This is a genomic window from Klebsiella quasivariicola (genome assembly GCF_002269255.1).
GTDB classification, from domain to species: Bacteria; Pseudomonadota; Gammaproteobacteria; order Enterobacterales; family Enterobacteriaceae; genus Klebsiella; species Klebsiella quasivariicola.
In genome coordinates this window covers 1024745-1049118 of the sequence record NZ_CP022823.1, presented here as the reverse complement: position 1 = coordinate 1049118, position 24374 = coordinate 1024745, and the positions used below count along the sequence as shown (strand labels likewise).

Here is a 24374-nt window from a genome sequence, read left to right as displayed (position 1 = left end):
GATGAGGACGCTATGGGAAACACAACGATACCAAAGAAAAGTTACCGCGCGATGGAGAGCGGGCAGAGTAAGAGCTACATTATTCCGTTTGCTCTGCTATGCTCTCTCTTTTTCCTGTGGGCCGTGGCTAATAATCTGAATGATATTTTATTACCACAATTTCAACAGGCCTTTACCCTGACTAATTTTCAGGCTGGATTAATCCAGTCAGCTTTTTATTTTGGCTATTTTATAATTCCCATCCCCGCCGGGATGCTGATGAAGAAATTCAGCTATAAAGCCGGCATTCTTACCGGCCTGTTTTTATATGCCTGCGGCGCCGCGCTGTTCTGGCCTGCGGCCGAAGTGATGAATTACACCTTATTTCTGATTGGATTGTTTATTATCGCCGCCGGGCTTGGCTGTCTGGAAACGGCGGCCAACCCGTTTGTCACCGTCCTCGGTCCGGAAAGCGGCGGTCACTTCCGCCTTAATCTGGCCCAGACCTTTAACTCGTTTGGCGCCATTATTGCCGTGGTATTTGGCCAGAGTCTTATTTTGTCTAACGTCCCGCATCAGCCGCAGGAGGTGCTGGATAAAATGACGCCGGAACAGCTCAGCGCCTGGAAACACAGTCTGGTCCTGTCGGTACAAACCCCCTATATGATTATCGTGGCTATCGTCCTGCTGGTCGCCTTGCTGATCGTCTGCACCCGTTTCCCGTCCCTGCAAAGTGATGACCACAGCGATAGCGCGCAGAGTACTTTTTTCGCCTCGCTGACGCGCCTGATGCGCATCCGTCACTGGCGCTGGGCGGTGCTGGCCCAGTTCTGCTACGTCGGCGCGCAAACCGCCTGCTGGAGCTATCTGATTCGCTACGCTATCGAAGAGATCCCGGGCATGACGGCCGGTTTCGCCGCCAACTACCTGACCGGCACCATGGTCTGCTTCTTTATCGGCCGTTTTACCGGCACCTGGCTTATCCGCCGCTTTGCGCCGCATAACGTGCTCGCTATCTATGCGCTTATCGCCATGCTGCTCTGCTTGCTCTCCGCCTTCAGCGGCGGCCACGTCGGCCTGCTGGCCCTGACCCTGTGCAGCGCCTTTATGTCCATTCAGTACCCCACCATCTTCTCGCTGGGGATTAAGCATCTGGGCCAGGACACCAAATATGGCTCGTCATTTATCGTCATGACCATTATCGGCGGCGGGATCGTCACCCCGGTGATGGGCTTTGTCAGCGACGCCGCCGGCAATATTCCGACCGCCGAACTGGTCCCGGCGCTGTGCTTCGCCATCATCTTTATTTTTGCCCGTTTCCGTTCACAAGCGGCGACGAACTAAACCTGTTATCCGCATAACCTGAGGGATCTGTAATGAAAAAAATCAGCTTACCGAAGATCGGTATTCGTCCGGTAATCGATGGTCGTCGCATGGGAGTCCGCGAGTCGCTGGAAGCGCAAACCATGAACATGGCGAAAGCCACCGCCGCGCTTATTAGCGAGAAACTGCGCCACGCCTGCGGCGCCCGGGTGGAGTGTGTGATTGCCGATACCTGTATCGCCGGCATGGCCGAGTCGGCTGCCTGTGAAGAGAAATTCAGCAGCCAGAACGTCGGCGTCACCATCACCGTCACCCCCTGCTGGTGCTACGGCAGCGAAACCATCGACATGGATCCGCTGCGCCCGAAGGCCATCTGGGGCTTTAACGGCACCGAGCGTCCGGGGGCGGTCTATCTGGCCGCCGCGCTGGCGGCCCATAGCCAGAAAGGGATCCCGGCGTTCTCCATCTACGGGCATGACGTGCAGGATGCCGATGACACCTCGATCCCGGCGGACGTCGAAGAGAAGCTGTTGCGCTTCGCGCGCGCCGGCCTGGCGGTCGCCAGCATGAAAGGGAAAAGCTATCTGTCGCTGGGCGGCGTCTCAATGGGCATCGCCGGCTCCATCGTCGACCACAATTTCTTTGAATCCTGGCTCGGCATGAAGGTGCAGGCTGTCGACATGACGGAGCTGCGCCGGCGAATCGATCAGAAAATCTATGATGAAACCGAGCTGGAGATGGCGCTGGCGTGGGCGGATAAACACTTCCGCTATGGTGAAGATCAGAACGCCGAGCAGTATAAGCGCAATGAAACGCAGAGCCGCGCGGTGCTCAAAGAGAGCCTGCTGATGGCGATGTGCATCCGCGACATGATGCAGGGCAACCCGAAGCTGGCGGAAAAAGGGCTGGTGGAGGAGTCGCTGGGCTATAACGCCATCGCCGCCGGTTTCCAGGGTCAGCGCCACTGGACCGATCAATACCCCAATGGCGATACCGCCGAAGCGTTGCTCAACAGCTCTTTTGACTGGAACGGGGTGCGCGAGCCGTTTGTCGTCGCTACCGAAAACGACAGCCTCAACGGCGTGGCCATGCTGATGGGTCACCAGCTCACCGGCACCGCCCAGGTGTTTGCCGACGTGCGCACCTACTGGTCGCCGGATGCCGTGGAGCGGGTCACCGGGCAGCCGCTCACCGGGCGGGCGGAGCACGGCATCATTCACCTGATTAACTCCGGCTCTGCGGCGCTGGACGGCTCCTGCCAGCAGCGCGACGCGCAGGGCAACCCGACGATGAAACCTCACTGGGAGATTGAGCAGAACGAGGCGGATGCCTGCCTCGCAGCGACCGAATGGTGCCCGGCGATCCACGAATACTTCCGCGGCGGCGGCTTCTCTTCCCGCTTCCTGACCGAAGGCGGCGTGCCGTTCACCATGACCCGGGTGAACATCATCAAAGGTCTGGGGCCGGTGCTGCAAATTGCCGAAGGCTGGAGCGTGGCGCTGCCCAAAGCGATGCACGACCAGCTCGACGCCCGCACCAACTCCACCTGGCCCACCACCTGGTTTGCCCCACGCCTGACCGGCGAGGGCCCGTTCAGCGATGTGTACTCGGTGATGGCCAACTGGGGCGCCAACCACGGTGTGCTGACCATCGGCCACGTTGGCGCGGATTTCATTACCCTCGCCGCCATGCTGCGCATTCCGGTCTGCATGCACAACGTGGAAGCGGCGAAAATCTACCGCCCTTCCGCCTGGGCCGCGCACGGCATGGATATCGAAGGCCAGGACTACCGCGCCTGCCAGAACTACGGGCCGCTGTATAAGCGTTAACAGGTTGGTTTTGCCCGGAGGCGCAGGCTTACCGGTCCTACAGATGCGCGCGGTCTGTAGGCCGGATAAGCGCTGCGCCATCCGGCAATGTTGTTTCGGGAGTCACTATGAAGCAAGACGTTATCCTGGTCCTCGACTGCGGCGCCACCAACGTGCGGGCGATGGCCGTTGACCGACAGGGAAACATTATCGCCCGCGCCGCAACGGCGAACGCCAGCGACATCCCGGCGGAGAACAGCGACTGGCACCAGTGGTCGCTGGAGGCCATTATGCAGCGCTTTGCCGACTGCTGTCGGCAGATCCACGACCAGCTGGCCTCCTGCACGGTGCGCGGTATTACCGTCACGACCTTTGGCGTCGATGGCGCGCTGGTGGATGAGCAGGGTGCCCTGCTGTATCCAATCATCAGCTGGAAATGCCCGCGCACCGCGGCGGTGATGGAGAATATCCGCCAGTATATGCCCGCGCGCCAGCTGCAGCAGATTGCCGGCGTCGGCGCCTTTGCGTTCAACACCCTGTATAAGCTGATCTGGCTGAAAGAGAACCACCCGCAGCTGCTGGCGCAGGCCCATGCCTGGCTGTTTATTTCATCGCTGATCAACCACCGGCTGACCGGGGAGTTCACCACCGACCTCACCATGGCGGGCACCAGCCAGATGCTCGATCTCCGGCAGCGCGATTTCAGCGCGCCAATCCTGCAGGCGACCGGCCTGCCGCGCCGCCTGTTTCCGCGGCTGGTTGAAGCAGGCCAGCCGATCGGCGCCCTGCTGCCGGAGGCCGCTGCGCTGCTGGGCCTTCCCGTCGGGATCCCGGTTATCTCGGCCGGGCATGATACCCAGTTCGCCCTGTTTGGCGCCGGCGCCGGGCAGGATGAGCCGGTGCTCTCCTCCGGGACCTGGGAGATCCTGATGGTGCGCAGCGCGCAGGTCGACACCTCGCTGCTCTGTGACTACAGCGGCTCCACCTGCGAACTGGACAGCCAGCCGGGCCGCTATAACCCGGGGATGCAGTGGCTGGCCTCCGGCGTGCTCGAATGGGTGCGCAAACTGCTGTGGAGCGCTGACACCCCGTGGCAGACGCTGATTAACGAAGCGCAGGCGATCCCGCCCGGCGCCCAGGGCGTCAGGATGCAGTGCGACCTGCTCGCCAGCCAGCACGCCGGCTGGCAGGGCGTCACGCTTAACACCACCCGCGGCCATTTTTACCGCGCCGCGCTGGAGGGGTTAAGCGATCAGCTGGCGCAGCATCTGCAAACCCTGGAAAAAATCGGCCGTTTCCGGGCGCAAGAGCTACTGCTGGTCGGCGGCGGCAGCCGCAACGCGCTGTGGAACCAGATCAAGGCCAACCGACTCGGGATACCGGTCAAAGTTCTCGACGATGCCGAAACCACGGTAGCCGGCGCGGCGATGTTTGGCTGGTATGGCGTGGGCGAGTTCTCTTCCCCGGAGCAGGCCAGAGCGCAGGTCGCGTACCGCTACCGCTATTTCTGGCCGCAAACTGAACCTGAATTAACAGAGGAAACCCGAGATGCTTAAAACTATTTCCCCGCTGATATCGCCGGAACTGCTGAAAGTGCTGGCCGAAATGGGCCATGGGGATGAAATCATTTTTTCCGATGCCCATTTCCCGGCGCACAGCATGGGGCCGCAGGTGATCCGCGCCGATGGCCTGCGGGTCAGCGATCTGCTGCAGGCGATTATCCCGCTGTTCGAGTTAGACAGCTACGCGCCGCCGCTGGTGATGATGGCCGCCGTCGAAGGCGATGCGCTCGACCCGACGGTGGAACAGCGCTATCGGCAGGCGCTCTCGGTGCAGGCGCCCTGCCCGGATATCGTGCGGATTGACCGCTTTGCCTTCTACGACCGGGCGCAAAAAGCCTTTGCGATCGTTATCACAGGAGAGTGCGCTAAGTACGGAAATATCCTTTTAAAAAAAGGAGTCACGCCGTAATCTCATGCCGGAGCGTCTGCCTGATGCAGACGCTCAATTAATGATGGGATGAGAATAAATGAAAGCAGCCCGCCAGCAGGCGATCGTCGATCTCCTGATCACCCACAGCAGCCTGACCACCGAAACCTTGTCAAAACAGCTCAACGTCAGCAGGGAAACCATTCGCCGCGATCTGAGCGAGCTGCAGGCACAGGGCAAAGTGCTGCGCAACCACGGCCGGGCCAAAGTGATCCACCAGCGCAGCCAGGACAGCGGTGACCCTTTCCACATGCGCCTGAAAAGCCATTACGCGCATAAAGCCGATATCGCCCGTGAAGCGCTGGCCTGGATTGACGAAGGGATGGTGATCGCCCTCGATGCCAGCTCCACCTGCTGGTATCTCGCCCGCCAGCTGCCGGACCGCCCGCTGCACGTCTTTACCAACAGCCAGCCCATCTGCCAGGAGCTGGCCAAACGCGACCAGATCGCGCTCACCTGCTCTGGCGGCACTCTGCAGCGGAAATATGGCTGCTACGTTAACCCGGCGCTGATTTCCCAGCTGAAATCGCTGGAGATCGATCTGTTTATTTTTTCCTGCGAAGGCATCGATTCACAGGGCGCACTGTGGGACTCCAATGCGTTCAATGCCGACTTTAAATCGATCCTGCTTAAGCGCGCGGCGCAGTCGCTGCTGCTGATCGACAAAAGCAAATTCAACCGCTCCGGCGAGGCGAGGATTGGTCATCTGGATGACGTGACGCATATTGTGTCGGATGCGCCGCAGCCTTAAGGGGAAGGCCGGAGGACGCGCATGCGTCTCCGGCCTGAGGGGGGAGGGATTAGCGCTCGTCGCGACGTCCGCCGACGGCGGCCCACAGGCGACGCACGTGAACGGTCACCTCTTCACGATCGTGATACAGCTGACGCGCCTGGATCTGGGCGTTGATGCCGTGCTCGTCCAGCTGGGCCTGAATATAGGCCAGATTCTGCGACACCTCTTCATAGCGCTTTTTCATCGGCAGCTTGAGGTTGAAGATGGTCTCCCGGCACCAGCCGTTGACCAGCCACTGCGCCATCAGCGCCGCCACCTTCGCCGGTTTCTCCACCATATCGCAGACCATCCACGAGATGTTGTTGCGGTTCGGACGATAGCGGAAGCCGTCTTCGCGCAGCCAGGTCACCTGGCCGGTGTCCATCAGGCTCTGGGCCATCGGGCCGTTATCGACCGAAGAGACCCACATGTTGCGCTTCACCAGCTGATAGGTCCAGCCGCCCGGGCAGGCGCCGAGATCGACGGCATACATGCCGTTCGCCAGACGCTCGTCCCACTCGTCCGCCGGAATAAAGACGTGGAACGCCTCTTCCAGCTTGAGGGTGGAACGGCTCGGGGCGTCGGACGGAAACTTCAGCCGCGGAATGCCCATATAGAACGGTGAGTTGTTGTTGCTGTATGAGTAGCCGGTATAGCAGCAGCCGGGTGCGATAAAGAACACATGCACCACCGGTCGCTTTGGCGTTTCATAGTTGGTCAGCACGCCCGCCTCGCGCAGCGCCGCACGCAGCGGCACCGTAAACTTGCGGCAGAACTTCATCAGCTCTTTGCTTTCGTTGGTATCCGCCACTTCCACACGCAGCTCGCCACCCTTCTCCACCACGCCCTGCAGCATGCCGACGATCGGCGTGATGCGATCCTCCGGCGGCAGATCGCGCAGCAGTTCGCCGACCACGAACATCTGGCGGGCAAAAATCAGCGAGCTGAACGGCAGATCGCGCACCAGTATCTCGCCGTCATCCTGCTGATAACCTTCAAAAATTACATAGCCAGAGTCTTCTTTGACCCGGGCAAAACCAAACACCTCAAGGCGGGCCGCCTTATCGGTAATTTCTGCTGCGCACTCTTTCTCAAACCCAGGGCGACAATAGAGGACAACCTTATTCATGAACAACGCCCTTACGTTTCAGACGAATTGCACCAATTAACATTAAAACCCAACCGGCGAGGAAGCTTACGCCGCCCACCGGGGTCACGAACGCCCACAGGCGTAAATGAGAGAGCGCCAGGCAGTAGAGGCTGCCGCTGAACAGCACGGTCCCTAACGCCAGAAAAACGCTGCTCCAGTAGAACCAGATACTGATCCGACGCTGCATCGCCACCGCCAGACCAAAAATCGCCAGGGTATGGAAGGCCTGATATTCCAGGCCGGTATGGATCCAGGCCATCTCCGCCGCGCCAAGCGATTGACTTAATACATGCGCGCCAAAGGCGCCCAGAGCCACAAAGATAAAGCCGCTAATCGCGGCGAATATCAGCATAAAACGGCTGGTCATGTTGTTACCCTACAAGTAATTATTGTTCATAACGAAAGCGGAATTTTTCTTGTTCACTTGCCGCTTTCGCCAGGATCCACTGCCGGAAAGCGGCTATTTTACCCAGTTCTGCCTGACTGTCATGGCAAACAAGGTAAAACGCATTCTTACTGACCAGAACATCATTAAACGGACACACCAGGCGACCGGCTTCAATTTCGGACTGCGCCATCACGTTGTTGGCCAGCGCCACGCCCTGCCCGTGAATGGCCGCCTGCAGCACCATCGCGCTATGGCTGAAAATCGGCCCCTGCTGCACATTAATATGGCTTAGACCAAGCTGACGGGTATAAGTTTGCCAGTCGCGGCGGGACGCATCGTGAAGCAGGGTATGTTGCGCCAGATCGGCAGGCGTTTTCAATGCTTTGTCGCCGGTGAGCAAGAGCGGGGAACAGACCGGCAGCAGATATTCGGCGTACAATTTTTCCACACGCAGGCCCGGCCAGTTGCCGCGGCCGTAAAAAATCGCCACATCGACATCGTCCGCCAGCTTATCCTCCTGACGGTCCACTGCCTGGATCCTGACGTCGATTCCCGGATAAGCTGAGTTAAAGCTTGTGAGTCTTGGCACCAGCCACTGAATGGCGAAACTTGGCAATAAACTGACCGTTAATGCCCCTTTGGCGCTGCGCGCCTGCAGTTTACGCGTCGCTTCCGTCAGTTGCGAAAAAATCTCTTTAATATCCTGAAAATAGCTCTGCCCTTCTTCCGTTAACAGCAGCGAACGATTGCGCCGACGGAACAGCTTAAGGCCCAGAAAATCCTCGAGAGACTTGATTTGATGGCTGACTGCGGCCTGCGTCACAAAAAGCTCATCGGCTGCCCGAGTGAAGCTGAGATGACGTGCGGCTGCATCAAAAACACGTAATGCATTCAGAGGTGGTAATCGCTTCGACATGGTTATTCTGGCTTAGATGTTAACTCAATTTAACAAATAGGAAACAATGATTAACCTATTAGTTTTTTTTATCTGAGCCATTATAAATTGTCCGTTGAGGTTCTACCAGCAAATACCTATAGTGGCGGCACTTCCTGAGCCGGAACGAGAAGCTTTTTTTGGAATGCGTGTTCCATCAAGCTTTTGGCTTACGGTTGTGATGTTGTGTTGTTGTGTTTGCAATTGGTCTGTCTTTGCAGACCCTGGTAGCAAAGCTACCCCTTTTCACTTCCTGTACATTTACCCTGTCTGTCCATAGTGATTTAATGTAGCACCGCAACATGCGGTGCTTTTTTTTGCCTTTTTACTGCCTTACTCGTCCAGCTCACCCAGCTGTTTCACGTCAGAGCGATTGATCTGCTGTTTGTTGCCCCACGCGTCTTTATACGAGATCATGCCCGTGTCATTATCGGTTTGCGGTTTCCCGTCGGTAACGATGGTGCGCCCGTCATTGGTATGCATCACATAGTTAGAGGAACAGGCGCTCAGGCCTAAAGTCAGCATACAGGCAGAGATAATCGCAGCGGCCTTAGTCATTTTCATTCTTCTCTCCTTACGGCTATTTATACTATTCGTAACTCGTTAAGTAATAGGTTAAAACACAAACCCAACACTTTTCAGCATAACCCTCTTTGACCGACATGGAGTCACATTCGGACAATTCCACAGGTGGCAGAGGCCTTGTCACGCCCGACAAATTGCGCGACGATCGCGGTATTGATACGAGGAATTCCATGAACGCATTCAACCCTGCGCACTTTCGCGCGCAGTTTCCGGCTCTGGCCGATGCCGGCGTCTATCTCGACAGCGCGGCGACGGCGCTCAAACCGCAGGCGGTGATCGACGCCAGCGACCAGTTTTATCGCCTGAGCGCCGGCAACGTCCACCGCAGTCAATTCGCCGCCGCCCAGCGGCTGACCGAGCGCTATGAGGCGGCCCGCGAGCGCGTGGCGGCGTGGCTGAACGCCCCCTCCGGCAAAGATATCGTCTGGACGCGGGGGACCACCGAGGCCATCAATATGGTGGCGCAGAGCTACGTCCGGCCGCGCCTGCAGCCTGGCGATGAAATTCTCGTTAGCGAAGCCGAGCATCATGCCAACCTCGTGCCCTGGCTGATGGTGGCCGGGCAAACCGGCGCCAGAGTGGTCAAGCTGCCGCTCGGCGCCGACCGCCTGCCGGATATCGCCAGCCTCAGCGCGCTCATCACCCCGCGCAGCCGGGTGCTGGCCATCGGCCAGATGTCCAACGTCACCGGCGGCTGCCCGGACCTGGCTCAGGCCATCCGCCTTGCTCACGCCGCCGGGATGGTGGTGATGGTCGACGGCGCGCAGGGGGCGGTACATTTCCCCGCGGACGTGCAGGCGCTGGATATCGATTTTTACGCCTTTTCCGGCCATAAGCTGTATGGCCCGACCGGGATCGGTGCCCTGTACGGCAAAAGCGAACTGCTGGCGGCGATGTCGCCCTGGCTCGGCGGCGGGAAGATGATCGCCGAGGTCAGCTTTGACGGCTTTACGCCGCAGCCGGCCCCCTATGGCCTCGAGGCCGGTACGCCGAATGTCGCCGGGGTTATCGGCCTCAGCGCCGCGCTGGAGTGGCTGGCGCAGAGCGATATCGGCCAGGCGGAAAACTGGAGCCGCAGCCTGGCGAGCCTGGCGGAAGAGGCGCTGGCGAAACGGCCGGGCTTCCGCTCTTTCCGCTGCCAGCAGTCAAGCCTGCTGGCCTTTGAATTTGCGGGTATTCATCACAGCGATCTGGTGACGCTGCTGGCGGAGTCCGGCATTGCCCTTCGCGCCGGGCAGCACTGCGCCCAGCCGCTGCTGGCGGCTTTAGGAGTCAGCGGCACGCTGCGGGCCTCTTTCGCCCCCTACAATACCCAAGACGATGTTGCAGCGCTGGTCCACGCGGTGGATCGCGCCCTGGAAATTTTGGTGGATTAATGACGACCCTGCACCCCTTCGGCACGACCATTACCGACGCCACGCTGCGCCAGACCTTCGCCCCGCTGAACCAGTGGGAGGATAAATATCGGCAGCTGATTTTATTGGGCAAAAAGCTGCCGACGCTGACCGATGAGCGCAAAGCGCAGGCCCATGAGATTGCCGGGTGTGAGAACCGAGTCTGGCTGGGCTATGAGGAGGACGCCGGGGGCAGGCTGCACTTCTTTGGCGACAGCGAAGGACGGATTGTGCGCGGTCTGCTGGCGGTACTTTTAACCGCCGTGGAAGGAAAAACCCGCGCCGGGATCCTGGCGCAGGATCCGCTGGCGCTGTTCGACGAGCTGGGACTGCGCGGTCAGCTCAGCGCCTCGCGCAGCCAGGGCCTGAATGCGCTGAGCGAGGCGGTGCTTGCCGCCGCCCGCGAGGTTGAGGTTTAAGCTCATCCCGGGGGCGGCGCTTGATGCGCCTTGCCCGGGCTACGGGCTCATGCAGTTTTGTCGCCCGGACAGGTGCGCAGCGCCGCCTCCGGGGAATTGCTCTGTAGACCGGGTAAGGCGCCTGCGCCGCGACCCGGGAATTTACGTCGTCTGCCGCTCCGCCTTCGCCAGCATTTTCTTCAGCGCATGCGATACCGCGACAAACCCGAAGGTCGCGGTCACCATGGTGGCCGCGCCAAAACCGGAAGCGCAGTCCATCCGCTTCGGCCCTTCCGCCGTGCTCTTCATTGCGCAGACGCTACCGTCCGCCTGCGGGTAGACCAGCGCTTCGGTAGAGAAGACGCAGTCCACGCCGAGCTTGCCTTTGCTGTTTTTCACCACCCCAAACTGGCTTTTCAGCCGCTCGCGCAGTTTGGCCGCCAGCGGATCCTGGATGGTCTTCGCCAGGTCGGCGACCTGGATCTGCGTTGGGTCAGTCTGGCCACCCGCCCCGCCGGTAGTAACCAGCGGCACCTTGTAGCGGCGACACCAGGCGATAAGCGCCGCTTTCGGCCGGACGCTATCGATCGCGTCGATAACATAGCTAAAGCCGACGCCAAGATATTCCGCCACGTTTTCCGGGGTCACGAAATCATCCACCACCGTCACCCGACACTCCGGGTTGATAAGACGAATACGTTCCGCCATCACTTCCGCTTTCGCCAGCCCGACGTTGCCGCTGAGGGCGTGGATCTGACGATTGGTGTTGGTGACGCAGACATCGTCCATATCGATAAGGGTGATCGCCCCGATGCCGGTTCGCGCCAGCGCTTCCGCCGCCCACGAGCCGACCCCGCCGATCCCGACCACGCAGACGTGGGCGTCGGCAAAACATTGCAGCGCTTTTTCACCATATAAACGTGCCGTACCGCCAAAACGCTGGCGCCAGGCATCGCTGATTACAACAGACATAGAACCTCAGAACAAAATGACAGCGCCCGGAGGCCGCCGCAAGCGGCGTCATCCGGGCGCCCTGGTCAACAGGCACGGCCAGGGGTGTTAGCCGCTAAAAACATTCCCCGCGCCCGGGGCGTTTTTCAGCACCCAGACGCGGCCGTAGTGGTTATACCAGCCGGCACGGTGGCCTGCGTCAGGCCCAATGCCCTGATAGATGTCGAAATGCTGGCCTTTGATGGCCCCGCCGACGTCGAGGGCGACCATCAGGCGCAGCTCGTACTGGCCGTTAAACTTGCCGTTATTATCCAGCAGAGGCACCTCGGCCAGCAAGGTGGTTCCCGGCGGAATAATCGACCGGTCGGAGGCCACCGAGGCGCGGCCGATCAGCGGCACGGCGCTGGCGCCTTTCACCGGCGCGAAAGACTGCGGTTTAAAGAACACGAACGACGGGTTCTGCTCCAGCAGTTCGCGCACTTCCGCTTCGCTGTGTTTTTCACCCCACTCGCGGATCGCCTGCATCGACATATCTTCTTTCTTCACTTCCCCGCGGTCGATCAGCACTTTGCCGATGCTGCGATAAGGCCAGCCGTTTTTCCCGGCATAGCTAAAGAAGTTGAGCGGCGAACCATCGCCAAAGTCGATATAACCGCTGCCCTGCACGTCCATGATAAAGTTATCCATCAGCGAATTGCTGTACGCCAGCACATAGTTATCGCTCAGCGCGCCGGCATAAATGCTGGCGCGGGACGGTAGCTTACCGCGCTTCGGCGGCATCCGGTAAATGGGGTACTGGAATTCGCCCTGACGGGTGTGGCGCGCCTGCACTACCGGCGTGTAGTAGCCGGTAAACTGGACGTTGCCATAGTTGTCGGTGCCCTGCATCTGCCAGGCGTCAATACCAAACTGGCGCAGCGTGCGCGTGTCGCCGCCGGCGCGCAGCCACTCCTGCAGCGCGTTATAGACGTTGCTCTGGCTGTTATAGAGGCGCGGCGAGGCGTTACGAATTTGATTGACCTGCTCGGAGAAGTCGCCAGCGTTGATCGGCGCCCCGACGGCATCCGGCTGGTTTACCAGTGAAAACGGCTGGGTGAACTTGCCATCGCTATATTGCTGACCGCGGTCGGTCGGTTTTGAGGAACAGGCGGCGAGCATGGCCAGCATTGCCCCCGTCGCTACATATTTTGCCCAACGTCCTTTCATGGTGTCTCATCTTTTGCTGCGAAGCCTTAGTGCGTGTTGAAGATAACAAAGCGCCGGGGCTATTGAAATGCGCGATCTCATCGATGGCACAGATCTGTGTAAAAAAACACCACAACGTGGCGTTTTATAAGCCAATTCTTACAAAAATGTCGATTTGGTCGAAAAAAGGTTGCATCATCTCGCTAGCGGAGTATAGTGCGCTTCCACGGACGCGGGGTGGAGCAGCCTGGTAGCTCGTCGGGCTCATAACCCGAAGGTCGTCGGTTCAAATCCGGCCCCCGCAACCAATCAAATTTGACAATGTGAAGCAGTACGGTGACGCGGGGTGGAGCAGCCTGGTAGCTCGTCGGGCTCATAACCCGAAGGTCGTCGGTTCAAATCCGGCCCCCGCAACCAATCAAATTTGACAATGTGAAGCAGTACGGTGACGCGGGGTGGAGCAGCCTGGTAGCTCGTCGGGCTCATAACCCGAAGGTCGTCGGTTCAAATCCGGCCCCCGCAACCAACATCATAAACACCCTCAAGGGTGTTTTTTTGTTTCTGTCGCCGACAAAACCTCTGCCGAAAACGGGAACGGCCATTGCCGCCCCCTCGCCGATTTGCTTTATGTCATCCGTAACAGCCCCTGAAATACAAGAAACCGCAATTTATCAACGTCTTTTTATACTTCCCTGTATCTCTCAGGAGATCCACAGATAATGCGTGGACAAATGAGTGTACGGCTAAAAGCCACTTGCTTAATCCACTCATTTTGAATTTTGCGCAATAAAAGGACTAAATTCCCGGAACTACCGTTAGCTTTGCGTTTGTAATCGGCCTCTGGCAACAAGAATGAAGATAGCAGACTTGATATAATTATTATATTTCGGTGGTTATCTTGCCAGACAGGGCACTGCAACAAACAGGATTTAATTGAGATAATGTATCTATGATAGCTTTCATTATAAGTCAACATCATACTTTCATTACTGAACAAATCATGATAATTGATGCAAATGTTATATTTTGGATACCAGAGCTTCTTCTGATTGTTTTAAATTATGGTATTAATTCCATCCTCTCCCCTTCTGTACTTCACTAATCTCTCAGTAGACAGTCGAACTTTTTGCCACCAAATCATTCACAACAAAAATATTATTTATTAAAGAAGCTTTTATTTATTCCGAAAAAGTGGCGTTGCGATATTATTACGCGATCGTTTATCGGTATTTTATGCTTATACTTATCCATAACCAAGCAGATTGCCCTTGATGGTCAATAAATTGAGAAACTTCATATAAATAAAACTATCTTAGGATACGAGCCAAATTATTTATAGTAGTAATAATAACGATCTTTCAGACACTGACCACATTGCACCCCGCTTTATTTAACTGTTAAATTGGATCAAGGTCAGATACTTAAACAGGGGTTAGTTAGACAGGGAGAAGCAACATGGCTAAAAAATTTCTAAACGATGCTCCCGAAACTCGCTTTAACATAAAGCCGGGCCTGAAAACAGGAAGTGCCATGAATGTGAAGTTACCTCTACATCTTCTCTCCGCCAGGGATTGTAGTGTCCACCAGACATTTATTAACTATAGCCCCAATAATTGGCCTTAATTTAAACCAAAACGACTTCACTAACGCAATGACTGAACCTGGAGCGATGGAAGAATTAACAAGAATGTCGTTACAGGAGAGGGGTTAACCTGCACGCCTGGGAAAGTCATTGGGCAAAACCGGATAAAAGTTTCAAAAGGGAAATTTTGATGTCTGCAAAGGAACATATTTCTTCATCTGCGGCTATGTCAACAATGATGGGATCAGGCGGCATTTATCAGTCGTTGTTTAAAAAAATACATCTGAAGGCAGCTATCCATACTCCACTTTCCTGTCTGGCGAAATCTGCGGAGGATGTGGTTATGCATCAGCCAGACGTCCAGCACGTTAAGTCACGCTGGCACGGTCTCAGGTTTCTCAAATGCCAAAAGCAAAAACCTGACCGGGCGGTGGTGTAGTATGAAAATTCATCGACCACTATGGGCTGAGGGAACGTTCCTGTCCTCACAACAGTTTCAGCAGCAGGCCCGCTGGGAAACGTACAGTAACAACAGCATTGCACAGCTGGGTATCCGTCATCCATGGGGTGTGGCGAGAGTCGAGTTTGACAGAGAAGCGCTGGCGTTAGGGAAGTTAAAATTACGTACCCTGCGCCTGCGTTTTTCAGATGGCTCGTTGATCGACTCCGACGTTTCCGATGCGCTGCCTCTGGCTTGTGATTTACATACTCTGGCGGTGGAAAATACGGCAATAGTTGTCCTGGCGTTACCGCTGGAACATGCGAATGGCGGTAATCTGGGACAGGAAAAGCATACTGAAAGACCCCTGCGTTATCGTCAGGAATGGCATAAAGTACAGGATATTTATGGCAGCGACAGTGAAGAAATGGCCGTTGAATGCCATGCGCTGTCATTGCGTTTCGCCCATGATAACAATCAGGATTACATCACCTGCCCGCTTGCACGTCTGACGCGGAATGGTCAGGGTAACTGGTCTCAGGATGAAAGCTACATCCCGCCGCTGCTTGCCCTCAGCGCACATACTGGTCTGGTGGAGCGACTGGATACGTTGCTGTTGCAGCTACAGGCGAAGTGCCGGCGTCTGATGGCCCTGCGCCGGGAAAGCAATCAGCGTATGGCGGACTTCGCGGTAGCGGATGTGTCCCTGTTCTGGTTACTCAATGCGTTGAACAGCGCTGAACCGGTTCTAAGTGATTTTTTACGGTATCCGAGCATCCATCCTGAACTCGTCTGGCGCGAACTGGCTCGTCTGGCCGGCGCGTTGCTGACCTTTTCCCTTGAACACAACGTGAGCGCCATTCCCGCATATGTCCATGATGCTCCATCCTCCGTTTTTCCGCCGCTTTTTACCCTGCTCAGCGAACTGCTCGAAGCCAGCCTGCCGTCGCGGGTGATTGCGCTCGAGCTGGAATCCCTTCCCGGCAACCGCTGGAAAGCCGAACTTCACGATCCACGCCTGCGGGAAGAGGCGGATTTTTACCTTTCTGTTCGCTCCTCGCTGCCGACGCACGTCGTTCTGCAACAGTTACCACGGCTCTGCAAAATCGGGGCGCCGGATGACGTTACGTTGTTGGTTAATGTTGCGCTGAACGGTGTGCCTGTTGTTCCGCTGACGCAGGTTCCGGCTGCATTGCCATTACGGCTGGAGAATCAGTATTTTGCGCTGGATATGCAGAGCGCTCCGGCTAAAGCCATGCTGGATGCCGGGTGCTGCATGATTTACGCGCCGGGTACGCTGGGCGATCTGAAACCCGAGCTTTTTGCGGTACTGCGGTCATGACACAGGAACGGAAAATCGACATTGACGTACTACTTCGCGACACCTTTCTGACGGTGGTGGAACTGCGTCAGGGCACTTCTGCAAGACACGGACAGGAACTATATCGCCATTGTCTGCAGCAGGTGGAAGGGGTACGCGAGCGTCTGACAGCGGCCGGATTCAGCCAGCAGGACATAGAACATATCACTTACGCTCAGTGCGCGCTGCTGGACGAAACCGTTCTCAGCCGGGACGGGATGGATGATGGCCAGATGGTCTGGCTAAAAAACCCTCTCCAGTCGCATTTTTTCAATACCCTTCAGGCCGGCGAACTACTGTATGAGCGTATGAAGCGGGTTTTACAGGAGCCAGCCCCCACGTCGGCGGTCCTGACCTGTTTTCATCGCGTGCTGTTGCTGGGGTTTCGCGGGCGCTATCAGGACCCCGAATCTGATGAACGGCAGCATCTCATTGCGATGTTCAGCAAGCGGGTTGAGCCATTCAGGGTGCAAGAAGATTCGGCAGTGCTGAATGTGCCTTTGACCAGGCGTCAGCATTACCTGTGGCAGTCTCCTTTTTGCTGGCTGCTACTGCTAATGCTTGTGCTGGTTGGCGTCTGGTGGGGGTTGCATAGCTGGCTGAATGTACTGGTGGATGAACTGCTGCCAACAGGCAAGTCTTGAAGATGAGCCGGGTGAGTAACACGCTGAAACAGGCGCTTTTGCTGTGGAGCATGCTGCTGGTGCTGGCGCTATGGCTGGGATTCAATCAGGCCTCTACGGCGATGAAATTTGGCGTGACAGTGGCGCTTATCGTCATCGCAGTAGGCCTGCTGGCGTGCTGGCGCGGAAAAAAAAGACAGACTGAGGCCGACAGCGCATGGCTGTCCCGATTGCCGCCCAAAACATATCGGCAGCCCGTAGTGCTGGTGTGCGGCGACGCGGCAGCATCGTTATTCACAGAAAACCCGCTGCGGCAGGTCGCGGGAGGGCTGTACCTGCACGTTGCGGATGAAGAGCAACTTATCAGACAGGCTGAAGTGCTGCTGGCTGACCGCCCCGCATGGGCTTCTCAGTTGTGTGTGGCCTGCACGGTCGTGCCGGTTGTTCATCTGGATATGGCTGTTCTGGCGGGACAATTGCGACGCTTTGTCGGCGGTCTGGCGACAGTGCGCCGCAGGGCGGGCATAAAAGTGCCGCTGCTGCTGTGGAGCTGGCTGCCCGGCACAGGGCGAGAGGATGATCTACCGTGGTTTATCTGCGCCGGCGGCAAGGTTCAGGTGGTGACGCCCGCCGGAGAAAGCTCTCCGACGGCATGGGCGGCACAGCCCGGAACCGATGGGAGCAGCCTGCGGCTTTGCCATCTTCTGCGGATGGAAAGCCTGATGCAGTGGCTCAATCAGATGGTGTTACCAGAGCTGAACGGGTATCCGCCGCTGGCGGCGGGCATGGGGCAGGCGCCATCGCTGCCTGCGCTGGAAGGCAATCTGTGGCAGACATGGACAACGGCAAAAACGGGACTGACGCCGGAGGCGATACCGAAGATCGGCGCATCTCCCCTGCCGTTCCCGGACATGATGCTGCCGCTGTTACCACGTCAATCAGGATTTACGCCAGTGCGCCGCGCCTGCGTGGCGGCGCTGCTGATGACCACCGTGGCAGGAGTGGCTGCGCTCTGTCTGTCAGCAACCGCAAACCGCAGCCTGCTGCTGCAGGTGAGCGACGATCTACATAAATATGATGCCGTTCCGGCAGACAACGACGCCGCTAAAGCCCACCACCTGTCGGTCCTGAAGGACGATGCAAATATTCTGGATAGCTATTTTCGCGAAGGGGAGCCATTACGTCTCAGTCTGGGCTTATATCCCGGCGAACGGCTACGCCAGCCGGTATGGCGGGTTATTCGCGATTACCGTCCACCTGAGAAAAAAAGGGATGTAGCAGACGCATTACCGGTACAGAGCGTGCGTCTCGACAGCATGGCGTTGTTTGACGTCGGACAGGCCCGTCTGAAAGACGGCTCGACAAAAGTGCTGATTAACGCGCTGGTAAATATCAGGGCAAGGCCGGGCTGGCTGATTGTGGTCACCGGATATACCGATACCACCGGCAATAAAAAAGCCAATCAGCAATTGTCGCTGCGACGCGCGGAAGCCGTGCGCGACTGGATGCTACAGACCAGCGACATTCCGGCCACCTGTTTTGCCGTACAGGGGCTGGGCGAAAGCCATCCTGCGGCAACTAACGACACGCCGGAAGGCAGGGCCGCTAACCGGCGCGTCGAAATCAGTCTGGCACCCCGCACTGACGCCTGTCAGGACGTGAAACAGAACATGCTGCCAGAACCGGCATTATCTCAGTTAAATCCACAAGGAGTTTCAGCCAGCTAACCGTGGCTGGCAGGCAGCCTTCTGCTTTTTTGGCACGGGTTCGATATACGGCTCGCTGAATATCGGTGGTACCGGTACCGAGCAACCGCTACTCACAATTTAGCCTGATGTAAACCTGATGGGCACGAGGTCATGGCTATGGGCGGTAGCGTGCCTGAACAGGGCCCCGCAAGAGGAACTTCTGTGGAATTTGTTACGAAATAAGGAAGCCCACGATGGATGCACAGAACTTCGACCACTCACACCACGCGTTAAAAATCCGCAGCCTGAGCAGCGGCGTGGACGTACTGTCCTTTGAAGGCAAGGAGCAATTAAGCGCCCCGTTCCGCTATGACATTCAGTTTACCAGCAGCGATAAGTTTATTGCGCCCGAGTCGGTACTGATGCAGGACGGGGCATTCAGCCTGACCGCCCCGCCGGTGCAGGGAATGCCGGTTCAGACTCCCCTGCGTACCTTGTACGGGGTGATCACCGGATTTAAGCAATTGTCTTCCTCACGGGACGAGGCGCGGTATGAGGTGCGGCTGGAGCCCCGTCTGGCGTTGCTGTCCCGCAGTCATCAGAACGCGATTTATCAGAACCAGACGGTGCCGCAAATCGTGGAGAAAATACTTCGCGAGCGGCATGAGATGCGCGGTCAGGACTTTGTGTTTGACCTGAAAAGCGACTACCCGTCACGCGAGCAGGTCATGCAGTACGACGAAGACGATCTGACATTCATCTCACGGCTGCTGTCGGAGGTGGGTATCTGGTTCCGGTTCAGTACCGACGCCCGACTGAAAATCGGGGTTATCGAGTTTTACGACGACCAGAGTGGCTATGAGCGCGGCCTGACGCTGCCGCTGCGTCACCCTTCGGGGATGAGCGACAGCGGAACCGAAGCAGTGTGGGGTCTGAACACGGCCTACAGCGTGGTATCGAGGTCCGTCACGACGCGGGATTACAACTACCGTGAAGCGATGGCGGAGATGACAACAGGCCAGTTTGACGTAACAGGCGGGGATAACACCACCTACGGTGAAGCCTATCATTACGCTGACAATTTTCTGAAAACGGGTGACAAAGCGACGCCGGAGAGTGGTGCATTCTATGCGCGTATCCGCCACGAACGCTACCTGAACGGACGCGCCATCCTGAAGGGACAGAGCACCAGTTCTCTGCTGATGCCGGGACTGGAGATAAAGGTCGAGGGTAATGATGCGCCAGAGGTATTCCGCAAGGGCATTCTGATAACCGGGATTACCGCCAGCGCAGCACGAGACCGCAGCTACGAACTGACATTCACCGCCATCCCCTATTCCGAACGCTACGGCTACCGCCCTCCTCTCATCCGCAGGCCTGTGATGGCAGGGACACTCCCGGCGCGGGTGACCAGCACCACGGCAAATGATATCTACGCTCATATCGACAAAGACGGGCGCTATCGAGTGAACCTGGACTTTGACCGGGATACGTGGAAGCCGGGTTTCGAGAGCCTGTGGGTACGGCAGTCACGCCCCTATGCGGGAGATACTTACGGTCTGCACCTGCCGCTGCTGGCGGGAACCGAGGTTAGCATCGCGTTTGAGGATGGCAACCCGGACAGGCCATATATCGCCGGGGTGAAACACGACTCGGCGCACACCGACCATGTGACCATCCAGAACTATAAGCGCAACGTGCTGCGCACCCCGGCGAATAACAAAATCCGGCTGGACGATGAGCGGGGTAAGGAGCACATCAAGGTTAGCACAGAGTACGGCGGAAAGAGCCAGCTGAACCTGGGACATCTGGTGGATGCTGGGAAGCAGCAGCGCGGTGAGGGTTTCGAACTGCGCACCGATATGTGGGGTGCGATAAGAGCGAAAAAAGGTGTCTTTATCAGCGCCGATGCGCAGGAAAAGGCGCAGGGGCAGGTACTGGATATGCAGGCAGCAATAACGCAACTGGAAAATGCGTTATCGATAGCAAAAAGTCTGTCACAGGCGGCGGAGGTGGCGAATGCGCATGGTGCGGATCTTGATGGGCATACGTCGCTGAACGGCGCGCTGTCGGAGCTTGTAAAGGCAGGGATAGTGCTGAGCGCGCCGGAAGGCGTGGGGATTGTAAGTCCAAAGGGCGTCAGACTGGGTTCAGGAGAGAGCAGTATAGGGCTGATGGCGGGAACAAATATTGATGCAGGGGCGATGGAGAAGGTGACTGTCTCGGCGGGAGACGCGGTGAGTGTATTTGCGCGCAAGGGAGGGATGAAGCTGTACGCAAACCAGGGAAAAGTTGAAGTGGAGGCTCAGAACGAGAGAATGCGGCTGACATCGCGCCATGGGATGAAGATAAGCAGTACGGAAGATGTGGTGGAGATAGAGGCAGAGAAGGAACTTGTGCTGAAATGCGGCAAGGCGTACATCAGGCTGAGCGGCGGCGGGGTGGAGGTAGGAGGACCGAAGAATATCCTGTTGAAATCAGCGAATGTACAGAAGATGAGTAAAGCGCAGTTGCCGGTTGAGATGCCTGTGCTGCCGGGAAAAGGTAATTACGATCTGTCGCTGGATCTGCGGGACTGGGATGGTATTCCCATTGGTGGCGCGAAGTACAAAATCGCTTTTGAGTCAGGGGCTGTATTGTCGGGCATGTTAGATGATAAAGGGTACGCACTGCATACAAATGTTCCCCCCGAATCAGCAACGGTGGAATACGAATTTCCAGAGCCGGAACCGGACAAACCTTGGGATCCCTATTCGTCCCTGCTTGCCGCAGTAGATGCTGAATTAGGGACGGATGGACAGGGAGCATAATAATGGATACAGACACTGATTTAGACAGAGCGCTGGCTTTTTATCAGCCGCCACCAGAAAGCTGGTATTCTGGCATACAGAAGAAAATTGAAGCGACCGGGCAGTGGATTTGGGAAACCATTCAGGGAGATTTTAACGATAACCAGAGTACCGGGCAGGTAGTAACAGGTACTGTTATTTCTATGATCCCTCTGGTGGATCAGATTTGCGATGTCCGTGATCTGGTTGCTAACTGCATGAAAATAAAGGAAGGAAACGATAAAAAAACAGATACCACCTGGGCATGGGTGGCAATGATCCTCACTCTGGTTGGTCTTATTCCAGTTGCGGGTTCCCTGATTAAAGGGATTTTCAAAGTGCTATTTAATTCGATAAGAAAAGCTGCTCTTTCTGGGAAGATAACCTTAAAAGCTATTGATGCTGCTGTCTCGTTATTTAACAGATTCATTGATATGACCGTAGTGCAGGCCACAATGAAATATATGAAGATTTATAACCCCTACCAATATGCCGAGAAGCAGGTCAGAGAGCTGATTGCGCAGCTAAATGTGTCCGTGCTGTTGACGAAATTTGATGAATTAATGGAAGTCACTGGAAGCCTGCTGGATAAAGCCAAATCTTGGGGGCCGGAATCTATTCGCCAGCCGATTGAGACGACCTGGAAATTGCTGGTTTCTATTCGTAGTCAGGCCAATACTATGCTGGAGAAGGCACTGGCTCCGCTGAATGAGACACTGGAAAAGCTGGCCTCGCGTCTACGACAGGAAGGCGATAATTATTATAAGGCTCATACTGGCGCTAATCCGCATCGCCCGGCTCGTCTTAAAGATGCAGAAGAGGCTGAGTTATTGGTTCATAATAAGCCGGACTGGGTGGATGTGGGGGTAACTGAGAAATATCCAGGGCTGAAACAGGCGAGCGCAGAGCAGAAGAGTCTGATGCGACTGGAAAAGGATAAGGAAGGCTGGCCTGCTTTGTCGGAAGATAATATAAAAAGCTTTCATCAAATGCGTTATGTTGAGCTGCCACAGAATGAAAAATTGTACCGTGTATTGGATCCTGCCAGTAGTGATAACAGTTTTTGCTGGATGCGTGAGGCTGAGTTTATGGCTCTGAAAAGCAAATCGCAGTGGCGGCGACGTTTTGCGGTATGGAAGAGCTGGAATGAAAATGGCGAATATGTGGTGTATACCGTCCCGCCAGGCACCACAATGAAAGTCTGGGAAGGTCCCGCTGCCTCACAGTCGCGTAGAGTGACTGATAATGGTAAAAATGTGGACATAGTGTTGGAAGGTGGGGGAATTCAGATAGTGATAGACCCGGCCGATCTGAATCTGAATTATCTGGGGAAACGTCAGCACACAGGGTGGGGATATAGGGATTTTTCTGATGAAGTAGATATGTATATCGGCATTCCCCAGTTGCAAACTAAAATTTTCGTGCCTGAAGAGTGATAACCACAGGAAAGATTGATAAATAAAGAAGGAGGTAATATGGCGATATTGCACCCCCAAGAGTGCTGGCTGCTAGAGCGAGCAATGTCGGTGGAATATTATCGGAAGCGTTATGAGGCGTGGCGGACATTGGTTGAGTTATGTGAGTATCAGGTGGCTGAATGGGCAAAAAGCATGCCTCTGGATATCCGTCGGCGCCCGCTGTATGAACAGATTGATGCTGTCTGGGGGGGGCGGGTACTGCCCAATATTCGCGGTACATTAAAGTCGGTACATTATGATTTTCTACAGCGTCAGCAAAACGATCCAAATGCACTGCATTCTGGGGGAAATATCAGTAGTGATCGGCGGGGGTTGATAGATTATTTCCCGAACTGGATGCCTGATGTAGCTCAGAAGCAATATCAGAAACTACTCTGGCGGGCGGGGTTCTATGATGATCTGATAAAAGACACTTCGACGGGTTATTGGTACGAAGGTTCGCTGACTTATTACTATGAAGAGAGTCTTTATGGTCCACTGGCGCTACCTATGCAACTGCCACTCTATGAACTGGATCACAGCGTGTATCTCCGGGAAGGCGATCCGGTGACGATTGACGGTTTGTACCTGCCGGATCTACTTGATGCGGGGGCGCGCCTGATGTATCTGAGGGAGAATATTCCTGATGCATGGCAGGGACGTATGCGAACTCAGTATGTCAATGATGTTGGTCAGCAGGAGTATTACTGGGAGGAAGGGGCATGGACAAAAACCAACTGGATACGGATACGGCGGGTGAAAAACCGGTTTATCAACGTGCCGCTGGAAGGCTTTTTCCCGCGGGGAACCCTGGAGGAGCTTTACAACTGGCCGCAACGCCAGCAACAGTACATCACGGAACAGCAGCGGATAAGCGCGTCCAGCGGCGAACCCTGTCCACACGGCGGTGAATGGTCGATTTTTGTGGAGGACAAACCGGTCACGGTAACGCTGGAGCAGGGGGAACTGATGCCGGAATGGGAAGACAGAATAATGGAGGAGGAGCATAAACAAGGCGAAAAGTTTCATGTTTTGTGGTCCCTGATGGCGCGACACGACGGCGGCCCGGTGTGGGTTTCTGAAGCGGGATAACGTCCGTCAGAAAGAAATGGCAGGCGGGGATAAAAACGCAGAAAGAAATAATGTCCCCTACATTCACTGGGGACATAAAAGGGATTTTATTCTGACAGGAGAAAGCGTAATGCTGAAATCATTATTGACAGGACTGTTCTTTATATATTTTCTAGCAGGCAATGCATATGCTGAGGATTATAATGATATTTTCTGGGGCATGTTAAAAAAAGAAAATCAGGAGATTTTTTTGTCCGTTGCGACAGCCCGCCATTAAAAATGAAAATAGTCAGGACCGCAGATGCTAATCAAGAAAATATAGAAAAAGCGTACCAGACGTTTAATCAGAGTAAAAGCCAGTCGATGTATTTTGCGTTTATCGGAAACGTCAAAGATACCGGAAATGGCAATTATGTATTTAATATGTATGACGTGATGGAGACGAAAACGGGGCGCTGTAATCTGACAGA

At 56.0% G+C, this 24374-nt stretch carries 21 protein-coding genes and 3 tRNA genes; 18 read left to right on the top strand and 6 right to left on the bottom strand.

Going from position 1 to position 24374, the window contains the following annotated elements; genetic code table 11:
* The first annotated feature begins 12 nt into the window (after positions 1-12).
* The 5 genes from fucP (at position 13) to fucR (ending at position 5850) form a co-directional block, all read left to right on the top strand.
* Entirely contained in the window at positions 13-1323 is a 1311-nt protein-coding gene (gene fucP / locus B8P98_RS05310; RefSeq protein ID WP_095032805.1) for an L-fucose:H+ symporter permease, read from the top strand.
* Between the two features lie 32 nt (positions 1324-1355).
* On the top strand, positions 1356-3131 hold the full coding sequence (fucI, locus tag B8P98_RS05305) for an L-fucose isomerase (protein ID WP_087804608.1): 1776 nt from the start codon (positions 1356-1358) through the stop codon (positions 3129-3131).
* Between the two features lie 107 nt (positions 3132-3238).
* Positions 3239-4666 carry an L-fuculokinase gene (gene fucK / locus B8P98_RS05300; RefSeq protein ID WP_095032804.1) on the top strand — a complete coding sequence of 476 codons (1428 nt, stop codon included), beginning with the start codon at positions 3239-3241 and terminating at the stop codon, positions 4664-4666.
* Positions 4659-5081, top strand: coding sequence for an L-fucose mutarotase (fucU, locus tag B8P98_RS05295; RefSeq protein ID WP_025713288.1), 423 nt, complete (start codon positions 4659-4661; stop codon positions 5079-5081). The genes fucK and fucU overlap by 8 nt, the downstream gene beginning before the upstream one ends.
* 58 nt (positions 5082-5139) lie before the next feature.
* Positions 5140-5850 carry an L-fucose operon activator gene (fucR, locus tag B8P98_RS05290; protein ID WP_025713289.1) on the top strand — a complete coding sequence of 237 codons (711 nt, stop codon included), beginning with the start codon at positions 5140-5142 and terminating at the stop codon, positions 5848-5850.
* A 49-nt stretch (positions 5851-5899) separates the two neighbouring features.
* Here the strand turns inward: fucR and rlmM are convergent, their stop codons facing one another.
* The 4 genes from rlmM to B8P98_RS05270 form a co-directional block, all read right to left on the bottom strand.
* Entirely contained in the window at positions 5900-7000 is a 1101-nt protein-coding gene (gene rlmM / locus B8P98_RS05285) for a 23S rRNA (cytidine(2498)-2'-O)-methyltransferase RlmM (protein ID WP_095032803.1), read from the bottom strand.
* Entirely contained in the window at positions 6993-7388 is a 396-nt protein-coding gene (locus B8P98_RS05280; RefSeq protein WP_002915543.1) for a DUF423 domain-containing protein, read from the bottom strand. Before B8P98_RS05280 ends, rlmM begins: the two co-directional genes overlap by 8 nt.
* A 19-nt stretch (positions 7389-7407) precedes the next feature.
* Positions 7408-8325, bottom strand: a complete 918-nt coding sequence (gcvA, locus tag B8P98_RS05275; RefSeq protein ID WP_002915545.1) for a glycine cleavage system transcriptional regulator GcvA — start codon at positions 8323-8325, stop codon at positions 7408-7410.
* Between the two features lie 351 nt (positions 8326-8676).
* Entirely contained in the window at positions 8677-8901 is a 225-nt protein-coding gene (locus tag B8P98_RS05270) for a YgdI/YgdR family lipoprotein (protein WP_002915549.1), read from the bottom strand.
* Between the two features lie 197 nt (positions 8902-9098).
* Here B8P98_RS05270 and csdA point away from each other — a divergent pair, with 197 nt between their 5' ends.
* Both csdA and csdE read left to right on the top strand, forming a co-directional pair.
* Positions 9099-10304: a cysteine desulfurase CsdA gene (gene csdA / locus B8P98_RS05265; RefSeq protein WP_095032802.1), complete on the top strand. Its 1206-nt coding sequence runs from the start codon at positions 9099-9101 to the stop codon at positions 10302-10304.
* The gene (gene csdE, locus B8P98_RS05260) at positions 10304-10741 is read left to right on the top strand and encodes a cysteine desulfurase sulfur acceptor subunit CsdE (RefSeq protein WP_095032801.1); all 438 of its coding nucleotides are present in this window, start codon (positions 10304-10306) and stop codon (positions 10739-10741) included. Before csdA ends, csdE begins: the two co-directional genes overlap by 1 nt.
* A gap of 141 nt (positions 10742-10882) precedes the next feature.
* Here csdE and tcdA read toward each other — a convergent pair whose 3' ends face one another.
* Both tcdA and mltA read right to left on the bottom strand, forming a co-directional pair.
* Positions 10883-11692 carry a tRNA cyclic N6-threonylcarbamoyladenosine(37) synthase TcdA gene (gene tcdA / locus B8P98_RS05255; RefSeq protein ID WP_025713293.1) on the bottom strand — a complete coding sequence of 270 codons (810 nt, stop codon included), beginning with the start codon at positions 11690-11692 and terminating at the stop codon, positions 10883-10885.
* Positions 11693-11779: 87 nt separating this feature from the next.
* Entirely contained in the window at positions 11780-12877 is a 1098-nt protein-coding gene (gene mltA / locus B8P98_RS05250; protein WP_008806279.1) for a murein transglycosylase A, read from the bottom strand.
* A 210-nt stretch (positions 12878-13087) separates the two neighbouring features.
* On the opposite strand from mltA, the gene B8P98_RS05245 reads away from it, so the two are divergent.
* The 11 genes from B8P98_RS05245 (at position 13088) to B8P98_RS31545 (ending at position 24181) form a co-directional block, all read left to right on the top strand.
* Positions 13088-13164 (top strand) — tRNA-Met (locus B8P98_RS05245).
* 32 nt (positions 13165-13196) lie between these two features.
* Positions 13197-13273: transfer RNA gene (locus B8P98_RS05240), tRNA-Met, on the top strand.
* 32 nt (positions 13274-13305) lie between these two features.
* Positions 13306-13382, top strand: a tRNA-Met gene (locus tag B8P98_RS05235).
* A gap of 1246 nt (positions 13383-14628) precedes the next feature.
* Positions 14629-14877 (top strand): hypothetical protein, encoded by a 249-nt coding sequence (locus B8P98_RS05230; protein ID WP_080897080.1) that lies wholly within the window; start codon positions 14629-14631, stop codon positions 14875-14877.
* A 1-nt stretch (position 14878) separates the two neighbouring features.
* Positions 14879-16219: a type VI secretion system baseplate subunit TssK gene (gene tssK / locus B8P98_RS05225; protein WP_080897079.1), complete on the top strand. Its 1341-nt coding sequence runs from the start codon at positions 14879-14881 to the stop codon at positions 16217-16219.
* Positions 16216-16881, top strand: coding sequence for a type VI secretion system protein TssL, short form (gene tssL, locus B8P98_RS05220; protein ID WP_025713296.1), 666 nt, complete (start codon positions 16216-16218; stop codon positions 16879-16881). Before tssK ends, tssL begins: the two co-directional genes overlap by 4 nt.
* 2 nt (positions 16882-16883) lie before the next feature.
* The gene (locus tag B8P98_RS05215) at positions 16884-18587 is read left to right on the top strand and encodes an OmpA family protein (protein WP_042929537.1); all 1704 of its coding nucleotides are present in this window, start codon (positions 16884-16886) and stop codon (positions 18585-18587) included.
* 215 nt (positions 18588-18802) lie between these two features.
* The gene (locus tag B8P98_RS05210; protein WP_025713298.1) at positions 18803-21358 is read left to right on the top strand and encodes a DUF2345 domain-containing protein; all 2556 of its coding nucleotides are present in this window, start codon (positions 18803-18805) and stop codon (positions 21356-21358) included.
* A 2-nt stretch (positions 21359-21360) separates the two neighbouring features.
* Entirely contained in the window at positions 21361-22812 is a 1452-nt protein-coding gene (locus B8P98_RS05205) for a hypothetical protein (RefSeq protein WP_025713299.1), read from the top strand.
* 39 nt (positions 22813-22851) lie between these two features.
* Positions 22852-23925, top strand: coding sequence for a hypothetical protein (locus tag B8P98_RS05200; protein WP_095032800.1), 1074 nt, complete (start codon positions 22852-22854; stop codon positions 23923-23925).
* Between the two features lie 16 nt (positions 23926-23941).
* Complete coding sequence (locus B8P98_RS31545) at positions 23942-24181, top strand: hypothetical protein (RefSeq protein ID WP_223862123.1); 240 nt, start codon at positions 23942-23944, stop codon at positions 24179-24181.
* Positions 24182-24374: the final 193 nt, after the last annotated feature.

What these genes read in the sequence shown, in the direction of transcription:
- B8P98_RS05280 (WP_002915543.1), bottom strand. Translation starts at nt 7,388, where the DNA reads ATGACCAGCCGTTTTATGCTGATATTCGCCGCGATTAGCGGCTTTATC.
- B8P98_RS05215 (WP_042929537.1), top strand. Translation starts at nt 16,884, where the DNA reads ATGAGCCGGGTGAGTAACACGCTGAAACAGGCGCTTTTGCTGTGGAGC.
- fucI (WP_087804608.1), top strand. Translation starts at nt 1,356, where the DNA reads ATGAAAAAAATCAGCTTACCGAAGATCGGTATTCGTCCGGTAATCGAT.
- csdE (WP_095032801.1), top strand. Translation starts at nt 10,304, where the DNA reads ATGACGACCCTGCACCCCTTCGGCACGACCATTACCGACGCCACGCTG.
- B8P98_RS05205 (WP_025713299.1), top strand. Translation starts at nt 21,361, where the DNA reads ATGGATACAGACACTGATTTAGACAGAGCGCTGGCTTTTTATCAGCCG.
- tssL (WP_025713296.1), top strand. Translation starts at nt 16,216, where the DNA reads ATGACACAGGAACGGAAAATCGACATTGACGTACTACTTCGCGACACC.
- fucK (WP_095032804.1), top strand. Translation starts at nt 3,239, where the DNA reads ATGAAGCAAGACGTTATCCTGGTCCTCGACTGCGGCGCCACCAACGTG.
- mltA (WP_008806279.1), bottom strand. Translation starts at nt 12,877, where the DNA reads ATGAAAGGACGTTGGGCAAAATATGTAGCGACGGGGGCAATGCTGGCC.
- tcdA (WP_025713293.1), bottom strand. Translation starts at nt 11,692, where the DNA reads ATGTCTGTTGTAATCAGCGATGCCTGGCGCCAGCGTTTTGGCGGTACG.
- gcvA (WP_002915545.1), bottom strand. Translation starts at nt 8,325, where the DNA reads ATGTCGAAGCGATTACCACCTCTGAATGCATTACGTGTTTTTGATGCA.
- csdA (WP_095032802.1), top strand. Translation starts at nt 9,099, where the DNA reads ATGAACGCATTCAACCCTGCGCACTTTCGCGCGCAGTTTCCGGCTCTG.
- rlmM (WP_095032803.1), bottom strand. Translation starts at nt 7,000, where the DNA reads ATGAATAAGGTTGTCCTCTATTGTCGCCCTGGGTTTGAGAAAGAGTGC.
- B8P98_RS05210 (WP_025713298.1), top strand. Translation starts at nt 18,803, where the DNA reads ATGGATGCACAGAACTTCGACCACTCACACCACGCGTTAAAAATCCGC.
- fucP (WP_095032805.1), top strand. Translation starts at nt 13, where the DNA reads ATGGGAAACACAACGATACCAAAGAAAAGTTACCGCGCGATGGAGAGC.
- B8P98_RS05230 (WP_080897080.1), top strand. Translation starts at nt 14,629, where the DNA reads ATGTCTGCAAAGGAACATATTTCTTCATCTGCGGCTATGTCAACAATG.
- tssK (WP_080897079.1), top strand. Translation starts at nt 14,879, where the DNA reads ATGAAAATTCATCGACCACTATGGGCTGAGGGAACGTTCCTGTCCTCA.
- B8P98_RS05270 (WP_002915549.1), bottom strand. Translation starts at nt 8,901, where the DNA reads ATGACTAAGGCCGCTGCGATTATCTCTGCCTGTATGCTGACTTTAGGC.
- fucR (WP_025713289.1), top strand. Translation starts at nt 5,140, where the DNA reads ATGAAAGCAGCCCGCCAGCAGGCGATCGTCGATCTCCTGATCACCCAC.
- fucU (WP_025713288.1), top strand. Translation starts at nt 4,659, where the DNA reads ATGCTTAAAACTATTTCCCCGCTGATATCGCCGGAACTGCTGAAAGTG.
- B8P98_RS31545 (WP_223862123.1), top strand. Translation starts at nt 23,942, where the DNA reads ATGGCAGGCGGGGATAAAAACGCAGAAAGAAATAATGTCCCCTACATT.
- B8P98_RS05200 (WP_095032800.1), top strand. Translation starts at nt 22,852, where the DNA reads ATGGCGATATTGCACCCCCAAGAGTGCTGGCTGCTAGAGCGAGCAATG.